The 12,772-nt window shown below is 49.8% G+C and carries 12 protein-coding genes and 3 tRNA genes; 6 read left to right on the top strand and 9 right to left on the bottom strand.

All coding sequences use genetic code 11. The features are described from left to right. Positions 1–8: 8 nt before the first annotated feature. A tRNA-Asn gene (locus tag H7R58_RS14365) sits at positions 9–84 on the bottom strand. A 307-nt stretch (positions 85–391) separates the two neighbouring features. On the opposite strand from H7R58_RS14365, the gene nac reads away from it, so the two are divergent. Together nac and cbl are read left to right on the top strand one after the other, a co-directional pair. Further along, entirely contained in the window at positions 392–1,309 is a 918-nt protein-coding gene (nac, locus tag H7R58_RS14360) for a nitrogen assimilation transcriptional regulator NAC (RefSeq protein WP_106930007.1), read from the top strand. Between the two features lie 102 nt (positions 1,310–1,411). Next, complete coding sequence (gene cbl / locus H7R58_RS14355) at positions 1,412–2,362, top strand: HTH-type transcriptional regulator Cbl (RefSeq protein ID WP_106930005.1); 951 nt, start codon at positions 1,412–1,414, stop codon at positions 2,360–2,362. Between the two features lie 15 nt (positions 2,363–2,377). Here cbl and H7R58_RS14350 read toward each other — a convergent pair whose 3' ends face one another. From H7R58_RS14350 to mtfA, 3 genes are all read right to left on the bottom strand, one after another. After that, a complete protein-coding gene (locus H7R58_RS14350) occupies positions 2,378–3,490 on the bottom strand; it encodes a PD-(D/E)XK nuclease family protein (RefSeq protein ID WP_182930374.1) in 1,113 nt (370 codons plus the stop codon). A 139-nt stretch (positions 3,491–3,629) separates the two neighbouring features. Next, positions 3,630–3,705, bottom strand: a tRNA-Asn gene (locus H7R58_RS14345). 100 nt (positions 3,706–3,805) lie between these two features. Next, positions 3,806–4,600, bottom strand: a complete 795-nt coding sequence (gene mtfA, locus H7R58_RS14340; protein WP_106930001.1) for a DgsA anti-repressor MtfA — start codon at positions 4,598–4,600, stop codon at positions 3,806–3,808. Between the two features lie 92 nt (positions 4,601–4,692). Here mtfA and H7R58_RS14335 point away from each other — a divergent pair. Then, positions 4,693–4,782, top strand: a tRNA-Ser gene (locus H7R58_RS14335). A gap of 478 nt (positions 4,783–5,260) precedes the next feature. On the opposite strand, the gene H7R58_RS14330 is transcribed toward H7R58_RS14335, so the two are convergent. Both H7R58_RS14330 and H7R58_RS14325 read right to left on the bottom strand, forming a co-directional pair. Then, the gene (locus H7R58_RS14330) at positions 5,261–7,057 is read right to left on the bottom strand and encodes a hypothetical protein (RefSeq protein WP_182934408.1); all 1,797 of its coding nucleotides are present in this window, start codon (positions 7,055–7,057) and stop codon (positions 5,261–5,263) included. Continuing rightward, positions 7,050–7,922: a glycosyltransferase family 2 protein gene (locus H7R58_RS14325; protein WP_227674982.1), complete on the bottom strand. Its 873-nt coding sequence runs from the start codon at positions 7,920–7,922 to the stop codon at positions 7,050–7,052. The genes H7R58_RS14330 and H7R58_RS14325 overlap by 8 nt, the downstream gene beginning before the upstream one ends. Before the next feature lie 25 nt (positions 7,923–7,947). On the opposite strand from H7R58_RS14325, the gene H7R58_RS14320 reads away from it, so the two are divergent. Continuing rightward, positions 7,948–8,928, top strand: a complete 981-nt coding sequence (locus H7R58_RS14320) for an IS5-like element ISKpn26 family transposase (protein ID WP_000019445.1) — start codon at positions 7,948–7,950, stop codon at positions 8,926–8,928. Continuing rightward, positions 8,910–9,116, top strand: a complete 207-nt coding sequence (locus tag H7R58_RS25495) for a hypothetical protein (RefSeq protein ID WP_320108679.1) — start codon at positions 8,910–8,912, stop codon at positions 9,114–9,116. The genes H7R58_RS14320 and H7R58_RS25495 overlap by 19 nt, the downstream gene beginning before the upstream one ends. Positions 9,117–9,202: 86 nt before the next feature. Here the strand turns inward: H7R58_RS25495 and H7R58_RS14315 are convergent, their stop codons facing one another. Then, on the bottom strand, positions 9,203–9,580 hold the full coding sequence (locus H7R58_RS14315) for a GtrA family protein (RefSeq protein WP_227673956.1): 378 nt from the start codon (positions 9,578–9,580) through the stop codon (positions 9,203–9,205). A 317-nt stretch (positions 9,581–9,897) separates the two neighbouring features. On the opposite strand from H7R58_RS14315, the gene lpxO reads away from it, so the two are divergent. Next, on the top strand, positions 9,898–10,800 hold the full coding sequence (lpxO, locus tag H7R58_RS14310; protein ID WP_106929999.1) for a lipid A hydroxylase LpxO: 903 nt from the start codon (positions 9,898–9,900) through the stop codon (positions 10,798–10,800). On the opposite strand, the gene H7R58_RS14305 is transcribed toward lpxO, so the two are convergent. Both H7R58_RS14305 and H7R58_RS14300 read right to left on the bottom strand, forming a co-directional pair. Beyond that, complete coding sequence (locus H7R58_RS14305) at positions 10,797–11,786, bottom strand: LacI family DNA-binding transcriptional regulator (protein WP_106929997.1); 990 nt, start codon at positions 11,784–11,786, stop codon at positions 10,797–10,799. The genes lpxO and H7R58_RS14305 overlap by 4 nt on opposite strands. Before the next feature lie 17 nt (positions 11,787–11,803). Further along, entirely contained in the window at positions 11,804–12,706 is a 903-nt protein-coding gene (locus H7R58_RS14300; RefSeq protein ID WP_182930377.1) for an ROK family protein, read from the bottom strand. Between the last annotated feature and the right edge of the window lie 66 nt (positions 12,707–12,772).

The following is a 12,772-nucleotide window of genomic DNA, read 5'->3' as shown; positions in this document are numbered from 1 at the left end:
TTTAAATTTGGCTCCTCTGACTGGACTCGAACCAGTGACATACGGATTAACAGTCCGCCGTTCTACCGACTGAACTACAGAGGAATCGTGTGAACGGGGCGCATATTATCGATGTCCTACCGGCTTGTCAAAGGGGGAAAAGCGTAAATCTGTTCGTTTGCTGACAATTTCAGCAATTGTGCGCCAATTGATTATTTTCGCCGCGCTTTGCACCGTGAAAGTGCAGATTTACCCCTTATGGGGCATACGGCAATCTTCTGACTGGGCGAAAAAAGGGCTTCAGCAATAGGTTTCACTGGGTTTAACACGTTTTTAAAAACTGGCAAGCATCTTGCAACTCCTCCGATTACTTAACGCCAGCGTGGCAGTGGATCTCGTACCGGAGGCAAAAATGAACTTAAGACGACTGAAATACTTCGTGAAAATCGTCGATATCGGCAGCCTGACTCAGGCGGCTGAAGTGTTGCATATCGCGCAGCCTGCGCTGAGCCAGCAGGTCGCGACCCTGGAGGGTGAACTCGATCAGCAGCTGTTGATTCGTACCAAGCGCGGCGTAACGCCGACGGAGGCCGGGAAGGTGCTGTATACCCATGCCCGTACCATTCTGCGCCAGTGTGAGCAGGCGCAGCTGGCGGTGAATAATGTCGGGCAGACTCTGAGCGGCACCGTGTCTATCGGCCTTGCGCCGGGCACGGCGGCTTCGTCAATCACCATGCCGTTGCTGCAGGCGGTGCGTAACGAACTGCCGGAGGTGCTGGTGTATCTGCATGAAAATAGCGGCACCGTGCTAAACGACAAGCTGCTCAATAGCCAGCTCGATATGGCGGTGCTGTACGATCGGGCACCGCTGGCCGGGATCGTGAGCCAGCCGCTGCTCAAAGAGGATCTTTATCTGGTCGGTACGCGCGACTGTCCGGGGCAGAGCGTAGACCTGACCGCCGTTGCGGAAATGAATCTGTTTTTACCCCGCGACTATAGCGCCGTGCGCGCTCGCGTCGATGAAGCATTTTCCCTGCGCCGACTGACGGCGAAAATCATTGGTGAGATTGAGTCGATTTCAACGCTGACTGCGGCGATTGCCAGCGGTATGGGCGTTACCGTGCTGCCGGAGTCAGCGGCGCGTTCACTGTGCAGCGCGGCAAATGGCTGGATGGCGCGGATCACCACGCCGTCGATGAGCCTGCCTCTGTCGCTGAACGTATCGGCTCGTGGGCAGCTGTCTCCGCAGGCGCAGGCGGTGAAGGAAATTCTGATGTCGCTGGTGAGTCGTCCGATGCTGGATAACCGTGAATTGCAGCTCGTTAGCTAAGCTTATATTCCATTCAGGTATATGTTGCTGGTTTTTATTATTTGTTTGTCGGTTCAACAGACTTTAACAATAGCGTCATATCTGACTGAATCGGGGTGACGCGTGAACTTCCAGCAACTTAAAATTATTCGCGAAGCGGCACGGCAGGATTACAACCTGACCGAAGTTGCCAATATGCTTTATACATCGCAGTCTGGCGTAAGCCGTCATATTCGCGAGCTTGAAGAAGAGTTAGGCATTGAAATCTTCATTCGTCGCGGCAAGCGTTTATTAGGCATGACCGAACCAGGCAAAGCCCTGCTGGTGATTGCTGAACGTATTCTGAATGAGGCCAGCAACGTGCGCCGTCTGGCCGATCTCTTTACCAATGATGCTTCCGGCGTGTTGACCATCGCCACCACCCATACCCAGGCACGTTATAGTCTGCCGCCGGTCATTAAAGCCTTCCGCGAAATTTTCCCCGACGTGCGCCTGGAGCTTATTCAGGGCACGCCGCAGGAGATCGATGCGCTGCTGCACAGCGGCGGTGCCGATATCGGCATCGCCAGCGAGCGGCTCAGCAACGACGCCACGCTGGTGGCCTTCCCGTGGTTCCGCTGGCATCACAGCCTGCTGGTTCCGACCGATCATCCGCTGACGCAGACCACGCCGCTGACGCTTGAGGCCATCGCCCGCTGGCCGCTGATTACCTACCGGCAGGGTATCACCGGGCGTTCGCGTATTGATGAGGCGTTTAATCGTAAAGGTCTGGCTCCCGATATCGTGCTGAGCGCGCAGGACTCTGACGTCATTAAAACATACGTCGAGCTGGGGCTGGGGATCGGTCTTGTGGCCGAGCAATCGGGCGATAGGCAGGAATCGGCCAACCTCGTGAGGCTGGATACGCACCATCTCTTCGATGCCAATACGGTCTGGCTGGGGCTCAAACGCGGGCAGCTGCAGCGCAATTATGTCTGGCGGTTTATTGAGCTGTGCAACGCCGGGCTATCGCTGGAAGAGATTAAGCGCCAGGCCATGGAGCTGGAAGAAACGGTGCTGGATTACCAGATTTAGCGCCACGGCGACGCGTTATTTCTGCTTGAGCGTCGTGCTGATAAAGTCGACTATTTCTGCCATCAGGCGCTTTGCAGAGTCCAGCGTGCCGTCCGGCGTGCCAAATGAGATAAGCAGTTCTTTACCGTTGAGCTTGATCTCCCGGTCCGCTTTATTTGCCGAGGGGAGAAAAGCGGGCTGAAGGGCATTGTCGATCAGCCATTGATGTACGCAAGGCAAATCGGCGTGGTCACGCACGTTGATTCTGCCATTGAGATAGTAGCGAATACGGCCCGTACGTTTATCAGGGTAATAGACCAGCGAAAGATAGGTTGAGCCCCAGCATTCAGGGTAGAGGTGAATCGCTTTATAGTCATAGCGCCAATTGTTAATGCTGTGCGCGATGTGCGTGTCTGGCAGCAGCGTCAACAGCGTATTCTTTGCCTCTTCTACCATCGCCGACTCGAAGTCATTGAGCAGGTTTTTGGCTCTCAGAAGTTGGACGAAATGCTCGTCTACGAAGGTCTGATTTTCATGGTTCATCGTCATGGTGCTATCGGCCCCGCTGAGGGTATGAAGGTGGTTGAGAAACTCAGTGTAGAAAATGTGCCATTTACTCAAGGGAAGCCCGGCAAGTTCATGACCGAGCCGGTTTCTGGCGGACGACAGCAGTTGCGAATAGCGCAGCAGAGGCCAGCGCTCAACGGGCTTACAGGGAAGGGCGTCTGGGGCAAGGATACAGCGATAGATTGTCTGGCTATTGTCTGCCAGATTCTGCAGATGACGCTCGTAGCTACAGAAGGGGTTATTAATCGCGGAGATAGTTTTGTGCTCGATACCGATAATAAAATCCTGATGATAGACCACGATATCAAGAAAATTACCTTCGGTTGTGCGCGCTTCACGGCTTACCGTCAGTGAGGTGACGTCCAGTTGCTCAATATCCGCCTCCACCTTCAGGCAGACCATCAGCGCCTTGAGAAGCCAGGGCGGAATATCTTCATGCATTCCCATAAACAGTGCCAGCAGGCTGGAAGTGGGGTTCTCGAAATAACCCGCGCCGCCGATGCTGAAAAAATTGTGCTCTTTGGCCTCTTCGGGCTTGAGCGCATCGAGCTGTTGAAAGAAAGCATCGGTTAAAATATCCATGCAATAACATCCTGATTGGACAGATTTTCTGGTAAGCCAGAATGTGATGTTACGCGTGTGGGGAAAGTGCGGAAAGATAAAAATTGATGCAGAAAGATGAAAAGCAAAAAGCCTGCTCGAAAGCAGGCTTTTTTAAATTTGGCTCCTCTGACTGGACTCGAACCAGTGACATACGGATTAACAGTCCGCCGTTCTACCGACTGAACTACAGAGGAATCGTGTGAACGAGGCGCATAGTACTGGGCACGGATAATTGTGTCAACACTAAATTTAACTCGCTGATTCAATTGGCTGAATTTAGCGCAGACTGTCGTTTTAGTGTACTACGGGCTGATTTTCATCCTGCTGGCCGTTATCGCGCAACCGCTGCAGGGGGTCCTGACGGTAGAACGTGCAGAAACGCTGCCATAGCGCCGGAAAGCGTGGGGCGAAAAGTTCAGGGGCGCTGAAAAAGTATTCAGACAGCACCGCGAAGCATTCCGCCGGGTCGGTGGCGGCGTAGGCATCGATGCTGGCCGCGTTTTCCCCGACCAGATCGATCTCATCCTGGATGTTGTTCATCGCGGCGTGCAGGTCGTGCTCCCAGCCGGCCACTTCGCGCAGTGGTATAAACGGCACGCCGCTGGCGCGATCGCCGTTGCGGGTATCGAGCTTATGCGCCACTTCGTGAACGATCAGGTTAAAGCCGGAAGCGTCAAATGAGTCCTGAATATCAAGCCAGTTGAGCACAATTGGCCCCTGCTGCCAGCTCTGGCCAGATTGCACCACCCTTTGACTATGGACCAGGCCAATATCGTCTTCCCATTCGTCGTCAACCACGAATGGGGCAGGGTAGATAAGAATTTCATGGAAGCCGTCGAGCCACTCAAGCCCAAGCTCCATAACGGGCAGACAGAACAGCAGCGCGATGCGCGCTTCGGTAACGGGCTCTACGCTGAGGCCCTGTAAAAAGACCATCCGCTTTTGCTGTAAAAAGCGATCGGCAAGCTGAACCAGCTTCACCTGTTCGTCGGCGGACAGATTGGCTAACAGAGGAATCGCCAGGGCCTGCGCCCACGGCATGTCTGCTTTTTCGGCTGTGTCACTCGCTTTCCAGGGCCATTTAATCATCGTTTTGCTCGTAAACTCGTCACTTGAACGCAATTGAAGAGACTGGGTCTGTTAAAATGCCAAAATACCTGGCATGATGGCAACCACAAAACGGAGAGATGCCGGAGCGGCTGAACGGACTAGTCTCGAAAACTAGAGTAGGGGCAACTCTACCGGGGGTTCAAATCCCCCTCTCTCCGCCACTATTCAAGCACTTACGAAATCTTCTTTCAACGACCAGTATCACACTTGGAATGACCGGGATAGCAATTTGGATTTTTCCAGAATTGTTGTGCTGGGCATCAGTGTCATTCTAACCTTTCTCTCGTAAAACAGGGCTTATTGTTCTGCCTCGAGCCCAGAGAAAAGTCGCTTGCCCCTACTCGAATCTCGTTAAACCCGCAGCGCACGCTTTCATATCCAGTGATGTCAGGAGGATTGTGGTATTGACCACAAAAAGACTTACAGGTGTTATTACCTGAAGGAACCAGGCATTTACGGTAACCCTCTGAACCACTGCGGGTTTGTTTTACATTATACCGCAGAAAAAAAACGGGAAAGAAAAGAGAATATGAATATCAGGGGGGCGATGCGCGCTAAATGATATAACCCTGGTTAATACATCAGAAGTGCTCAGAAAATCCCCCTGTACACAAAACGTGTACAGGGGGAATTCGGCAGTTACTCAGGTAGGATTGAATATCCTTTGATTGCCAGGTCTGGATTCCCTTTGGTGTGAACCCTTAACTCGACACTATTAAAATCTTCAGGTAAATTTATTTTTGTCGAGAATTCACCGTTTTTATCAAATGATAGTTCAGCCATGTAAATGACGGTTGATTTTGAATTGTCTACAATATCGATGACATCTCCATTTTTGGAACCGTGACCCTTAATCGTCAATTTATATGTTCCTTTATTTAAAGGAATATATGGGCCAAATAATACGAATCCTTCTTGATCCGTTCCTCGAACTTCACCATCTTTATATTCGCCACTTATAGTTGGTAGCGTTCCTTTATTAATCCTGCTAATGGAATAGCCGTTAGGAGGGAAGATGATCGTGTCCCATACTAAGATTTTTGTTCTTTCGAAGTCTATAACTTTAGCCGGTGTACCAAATTGATTTAACGCGGCATTATATTCTTCTGCATTTCTTGTTAAAACAAAATTGCCCTTATTCGAGAACCATTCTTTCTTTGAGAGCCACATCATTGGTTTTACCCCGTCAAAAATTTCTACGGGATAAACGTGAACGTTACTGATTGCGCTTGTTATTGATGCAGACCAAAACCATGCATATCCATATTTTAGGTTGTTATGTTCTAAAAAAGCACCAAGCCTGGCGTAGTATTTTTCATCAGTTTCTTTTTTGCCAGTAAATGAGGCCAGATTCGCTAATGAAAGCGCAATGATGACAGGGATTGCGATAAGTGTTTCTTTTTTAAGTACAATAGTCCTAGCGATAAGTATAGATGATGAATAAAAAGAGAAAAATACAAATCGAGTAGAGTTTTCATCAATAGCAACAGTACTAAATATGAATGCACAAACGGGCATTAGAGAAGACAAAACAAGTATGGTATCAATGAATGATGACTTCCATCTGCTAATGGCAGAGTAGGAAAACACCATGGCGAAAGACACCAGACATAGAATTCTAAAAATATTTACAGGTACGTTATCATTTTCGGGATCGGCACCAAAATATCGGAAGCAACCATCCAACAATAACTTCGTGTTTGTGAACATGGCGTCGACAGAAGCGAAGCCTTGACTTCCAATTCCTGGTGTAGTGTATGCAAATATATGTGGATTCAATAAGCCAAATAGCTTGTAAAAAATAGCGCTTAAAAGTGCAAATGCCAGGAATTTTAAATATTGTTGCCGTTTGAATAATATCAAATGCAATACGGAAGCAATCATTACGGGTAGAATGAAAATAACTAGCAGAAGTTTATCTGATTCTGCAAATAGCCCTGCAATAATTGACAGCCCAATGATGGTGGGTAAGTTGATTTTTTCTCTTTTTGAGTTAAAAATAAGTAATGACAATGCCGATAGGGCATAAATGCCAATGTGAATATTTAATTGATCGGAATTCGCAACAGTGAAGTGCGTGGGTATTAATATGGTCGGTAGTATTAAAAGTGCCGATTTAATACCATTTAATGAAGCTAATCTTATAGCCGCAAAAGATATAAAACAATAAAGTATGCCTGGAATTGCATGCACAATGATTGGATGATATCCAATCATCTTAATAACTAAGGCAGTCCATATGATATCTGAAAAAAGATATGACTGTGTAGACATTGACCAGCCATCTAATCTTAGATTACCCTCAGCGATATCCTTTGCAATAAGAAGCGATGACATATTGTCACTATTTGCCGAAACGACAAATGAAAGATAAACATAAAATATAGTCGACGCTGCGATAGCCGGTAATATACAATATTTAATATATTTATTCATTGCTATTTCCAGTTTGCTCCTCAATGAAATATTTCGGTCTTTCCTTGGTTTCTATATAAATTTTACCAATATACTCGCCAATGATGCCTATAGAAAACATTTGCACGCCACCCAGGAAGAATATGGCGATCATAACAGATGTCCATCCCTCTACAGTATTTCCGGCTATTTTTTCAGCGATGGCATAAATTGCCGCAATTGTTGAAATAAAACTGATGAAAAGGCCAGTTAAAGAAATAATCCGTAAAGGGGTTACGCTCAGTGAGGTTATTCCCTCTATGGCTAATGCAACCATTTTTCGTAAGGGATACTTGGATTCCCCAGCCACTCTCTCTGAACGCGCATAGAAAACTTCTTTTGTTTTGAATCCTAATAAAGGAACCAATCCGCGAATGTAAATATTTTGCTCTTTATATCGCAGTAAAGCGTCAAGCGCTCTTCTGCTCAATAGCCTATAGTCAGCATGGTTTGGGACTTGTTTTACCCCCATTAATTTCATCAACCCGTAGAAACCTTCTGCAGTCTTCCTTTTGAAAAAAGAGTCGGAGAGTCTGTCATTTCGTACACCATAGACAACGTCATATCCACTCCAGTAATCTTTTACCATCGTTTTGATTACAGAGGTATCATCCTGCAAATCTGCATCAATACTGATGACGATATCTGCATCTGAATGGGTTAATCCCGCGATCAGTGCTATCTGGTGGCCACGATTACAGGATAATTTTAAGCCTTTAACTACAGGAGATGTTTGTGATGCATCTTTGATCAAGCGCCACGTTGAGTCAGCGCTACCGTCATCGACAAATACAATAGCGCTAGGGAAGGTGCGAACAAGTTCCTGATATGAGATCATCATATTCATCCGGAGCGCATCCCAGAGGGACATCATGAGCCATCAACTCACCTTCGCCGATAGTGAATTCAGCACTAAGCGCCGTCAGACCCGAAAAGAGATTTTCCTCTCCCGCATGGAGCAGATTCTGCCATGGCAGAATATGACCGCTGTCATCGAGCCGTTTTATCCCAAGGCGGGCAATGGCCGACGGCCCTATCCGCTGGAGACCATGCTGCGTATTCACTGCATGCAGCATTGGTACAACCTGAGCGACGGTGCCATGGAAGATGCCCTGTACGAAATCGCCTCCATGCGCCTGTTTGCCCGATTATCCCTGGATAGCGCCCTGCCGGATCGCACCACCATCATGAATTTCCGCCACCTGCTCGAGCAGCATCAACTGGCCCGTCAATTGTTCAAGACCATCAATCGCTGGCTGGCCGAAGCAGGCGTCATGATGACCCAAGGCACTTTGGTGGATGCCACCATCATTGAGGCACCCAGCTCTACCAAGAACAAAGAGCAGCAACGCGATCCGGAGATGCATCAGACCAAGAAAGGCAATCAGTGGCACTTTGGCATGAAGGCCCACATTGGTGTCGATGCCAAGAGTGGCCTGACCCACAGCCTAGTCACCACCGCGGCCAACGAGCATGACCTCAATCAGCTGGGTAATCTGCTTCATGGAGAGGAGCAATTTGTCTCAGCCGATGCCGGCTACCAAGGAGCGCCACAGCGCGAGGAGCTGGCCGAGGTGGATGTGGACTGGCTGATCGCCGAGCGTCCCGGCAAGGTAAAAACCTTGAAGCAGCATCCGCGCAAGAACAAAACGGCCATCAACATCGAATACATGAAAGCCAGCATCCGTGCCAGGGTGGAGCACCCGTTTCGCATCATCAAGCGGCAGTTCGGCTTCGTGAAAGCCAGATACAAGGGGCTGCTGAAAAACGATAACCAACTGGCGATGTTATTCACCCTGGCCAACCTGTTTCGGGTGGACCAAATGATACGTCAGTGGGAGAGATCTCAGTAAAAACCGGAAATAACGCCAGAAATGGTGGAAAAAATAGCCTAAATAGGCTGATTCGATGTGTTTGCGGGAAAAAAATCGGCCCAGATCCGCGAAATTTTAATCAGCGAGTCAGCTTGGGAAGAAATGACCTGCTTATTCGCACCTTCCCTAGTGTTAGCAACGAGATTCTCGCTAATCAAATTGTTTAAAATAGTTTCTAATTCAATTAAACAATGAGAGAAGGCAAGCTCTTCATTATAACATGGTACAATTATTTCTAGCTTTGGAGGATTCATTATTTCATTACCCATAACTTGTTAATTAAAAAACCAGCGCAGGTGTAGACAATCATGCCAATAAGCTGCGAAATGTATATTTCTTCGGGAAAGTTCATAAGAAATAATTTTATTGCTGCCACATTCAGAAGCCAGCAAGCAAGACAGGCCAGCAAAAACTTTATGAACCTTTCCGCTGATAGTTGCGAGGAAAAAGTAAATTTAGAATTAACAACGAAACTAAATATTATTCCCGCTATGTAACCTATAATATTGCATGTATAGAGGCCAATATTCATTTTCATTAGTGAAAAAATGACAATGGCTGTGACAGCCGTGTTTGCCAGTCCCACCAGAGCGTAGCGAATAGCTTGTTTTGTAAACGTTAATGAATACATTCCGTCAACCATCTCAAAATTTTGAGAATATTATCACTAATAAATCACTAAGAAAATAGCTTCATCAATCGGGGAACGCATCATTTTTCCTCCTTATAGAGGTAAAAATGGACATAGATACAACATTTGAGTATTAGCTTATGTCATGAGTGGCATGACAAAGAAATTTGCATGAATGCACAGAATGTAAGCCGATTATGCTGGCATCGCGTGCAGCGCGGTATTTCTTTGCTAAGATTTTTTAGCCGCTGCTTTCCGTGATACAGAGGCCATCATACGAAATGTGTAAAAAACAACCAATGGTCGGGTGAGACAACATGAAGTACGTCATTCTGCTGATAATTATAGTTTCTGTACTGTACGTGCATCTCAGAGGGAAGGTTCGTTTTCGTTTCTGGCGTCAGCTTTCCGATCACTCCACGTTCACCGCGCCGTTGAACGGTTTTATGTATCTTTTTTCCCGTGTGCCTAACCAGCCGTATCTGCGCCCCGATGCCTTTCCCGAGCTCGCGGTGCTGAAACAGCACTGGCAGGTCATTCGTGATGAAGGGCTGCACCTGCAAAATCTTGAGCAGATTAAAGCGGCGGAAAAATACAATGACGCGGGCTTTAATTCGTTTTTTAAAACCGGCTGGAAGCGTTTTTACCTGAAGTGGTATGAAGAGGCGCATCCCTCGGCCAGCGCCCTGTGCCCGAAAACGACCGAACTGCTGCGCGGTATTCCTTCCGTGAAGGCGGCGATGTTCGCCACGCTACCAGATGGCAGCCGGCTGCCGCGCCACCGTGACCCGTATGCCGGATCGTTGCGTTTCCATCTTGGGCTGTTAACGCCTAACGATGATCGCTGCTTTATTGAGGTTGATGGGGAACGTTACAGCTGGCGAGATGGAGAGGGTGTGCTGTTTGATGAAACCTATATTCACTATGCGGAAAATACCAGTGGTGAGAATCGCCTGATCCTGTTTTGCGATATCGAGCGGCCGATGCGCTACGGGTGGGCGCAGAAGGTGAACCATTGGCTGGGGCGCAACCTGATGAGCGCGGCCGCCGCGCCGAATGACACCGGCGACCGTATTGGCGGTATTAACCGCAGTTTTCGCTATATTTATCAGATCCGAATTGTTGGTAAACGGCTGAAAAAATGGAATAAAACGGTCTACTATATTGTTAAATGGCTGCTGTTCGGCGGCATTGCGTTGCTTATCTGGCGCGCGCTTTAAGCATTTCGCGCGCCTGAACTGGCGCGTATCACCAGCGACACCGGCAGCAGCACGCTTGCCTCCTTGCGCTCGGCCAGCAGCACGTTAAGCGCTTCGCGGCCGAGCTGCTGCTTGTCGACGGCCACCGTGGTGAGCGGCGGCTGCGACCAGGCGGCAGGTTCAATATCATCAAACCCCACCAGCGCGACGTCTTCCGGCACCCGCAGACCGCGTTCGGCGCAAACCCGAAGGACCAGCAGCGCAGTGGCATCGTTGTAGGCGAAAATGGCGTCCGGCGGCTCGGCAAGATCGAACAGTCCGTTTATGGCGCATACCAGTGCCTGCTCGGTATCAAGCTGCGGAAGGGCGATGGCTTCGTACTCCGGCGGCATGAGACGACGGGCTTCGTACAGCGCCTGGCGATAGCCTTGCTCGCGCTGGCGAATGCTGTAGTGGGCGAGCGTGCTGGCAAGGAATGCAATGCGCTGACGCCCTTGTGCCAACAGATGACGAGTAGCGAGATAGCCGCCCTGTACATTGTCCGGATTGATGCAGGGGAGGCCTGGAGACCACAGATCGACCAATACCAGCGGCAGTTTCAGCTGTTCCAGCATCGCCAGCAGCTCAGGCTCAAAAAAACCGGCGCAGATCATCGCGTCGGGCTGATGGCGCAGAACCTGCTCGGCCAGCGGGTCGCCGGGGCCGGTGGCGAGGAAGCTGAGGGCAATGTCCTGTTCGCGGCATTGCGCTTCAAGGCTCAGAAACAGCGGCGAGTAGAACGGCAGAGCGCGGCTGATGTTGTGCTGACGGTGCAGTAAAAACAGCACACGTTTGATTTTGTCGCTGCGTAAACGCGAGAAATCATACCCGTGCTGCTCGGCAGCGGCGATGATCCGCTGCCGGGTCTCTTCCCGCAGGCCTGGCTGACCTTTCAACGCCCGGGACACCGCCCCGGGGGAAACGCCGCACGCGGCGGCGATATCGCGAATTCTGACTGCTTTAGCCATCTGTCTCCCAACGTTATTTAGTGCGGCTGCGCTCCGAGCCAGGCTGCACCGCGTACGCCGCTGCTGTCGCCGTGGCGCGCCTGAACGACAGGGGTACAGCACTGTTTGCCAAATACGTATTGCGCAATGCGTTCCTGCAAGCCCGTATACAGTTGCGGAATATTGGACACTCCACCGCCAAGGACAATGGCATCCGGGTCAAGCGTGTTCACGATCCCCGCCAGCGAGCGCGCCACCTGATCCTGATAGCGATCCCACAGCTGACCAATCACCGTATTTCCAGCATTCATCTGAGAAATAATATCCGGCACTTTATCATGTTTACTAAATTTCTGAAAATACTGTCGCTGCAGGCCGCTACCGGAAATGAAACTCTCGATACAGTTGGTTTGCCCGCAGTAGCAAACGTCGCTGGCACCGTCTTTTTGCGGCTGGTAGTGTGGCAGGACGTTGTGCCCCCATTCGCCCGCGCAGGCGTTTGGCCCGCTAATAAGGCGGCCGTCAACGCACAGCCCGCCGCCGCAGCCGGTGCCTAAGATCACGCCGAAGACCACGCCATAGCCTTTGCCCGCGCCGTCGATTGCTTCAGAGAGGGTAAAGCAGTTGGCGTCATTGGTGACGGCGACCGGCATCTCAAGACGCTGCGTCAGGTGCTGCACAAACGGCTGCTGGTTGAGCACCAGAATATTTGAGTTTTTGATAAGCCCATCGCGGCCTGCTGCGCCAGGTATTCCCAGCCCGACGGTAAGCGGTTGCCGTGCGTTGGCCTGCGCATCGTGAACGGCGGTTATTACCGCCTGTAAGAATTCCTCGTAATGCTGCTTTGGCGTCGCGTAACGCTGGCGGTATATGGCTTCGCCGTGCTCGTCCAGTATCACCGCCTCAATTTTTGTACCGCCAATATCCAGCCCTAGTCTCATGTTGATTCCCCGTCATCGGTTGAAATGAATATGGGGCACAGTGTAGATATTTTGTTTACTATACAA

Origin of the sequence: Klebsiella sp. WP4-W18-ESBL-05, assembly GCF_014169075.1 — a bacterium.
Lineage (GTDB): Bacteria > Pseudomonadota > Gammaproteobacteria > Enterobacterales > Enterobacteriaceae > Kluyvera > Kluyvera ascorbata_B.
Note: the sequence above shows the minus strand (reverse complement) of the source record. Positions and strands in the feature narration are given on the sequence as shown.

Excerpts from the sequence above, each read along its gene's own strand:
- H7R58_RS14330 (WP_182934408.1), bottom strand. The coding sequence starts at position 7,057 with ATGAATAAATATATTAAATATTGTATATTACCGGCTATCGCAGCGTCG.
- lpxO (WP_106929999.1), top strand. The coding sequence starts at position 9,898 with ATGAAGTACGTCATTCTGCTGATAATTATAGTTTCTGTACTGTACGTG.
- H7R58_RS14305 (WP_106929997.1), bottom strand. The coding sequence starts at position 11,786 with ATGGCTAAAGCAGTCAGAATTCGCGATATCGCCGCCGCGTGCGGCGTT.
- mtfA (WP_106930001.1), bottom strand. The coding sequence starts at position 4,600 with ATGATTAAATGGCCCTGGAAAGCGAGTGACACAGCCGAAAAAGCAGAC.
- H7R58_RS14350 (WP_182930374.1), bottom strand. The coding sequence starts at position 3,490 with ATGGATATTTTAACCGATGCTTTCTTTCAACAGCTCGATGCGCTCAAG.
- H7R58_RS14320 (WP_000019445.1), top strand. The coding sequence starts at position 7,948 with ATGAGCCATCAACTCACCTTCGCCGATAGTGAATTCAGCACTAAGCGC.
- H7R58_RS14300 (WP_182930377.1), bottom strand. The coding sequence starts at position 12,706 with ATGAGACTAGGGCTGGATATTGGCGGTACAAAAATTGAGGCGGTGATA.
- H7R58_RS14315 (WP_227673956.1), bottom strand. The coding sequence starts at position 9,580 with ATGTATTCATTAACGTTTACAAAACAAGCTATTCGCTACGCTCTGGTG.
- H7R58_RS14325 (WP_227674982.1), bottom strand. The coding sequence starts at position 7,922 with ATGAATATGATGATCTCATATCAGGAACTTGTTCGCACCTTCCCTAGC.
- nac (WP_106930007.1), top strand. The coding sequence starts at position 392 with ATGAACTTAAGACGACTGAAATACTTCGTGAAAATCGTCGATATCGGC.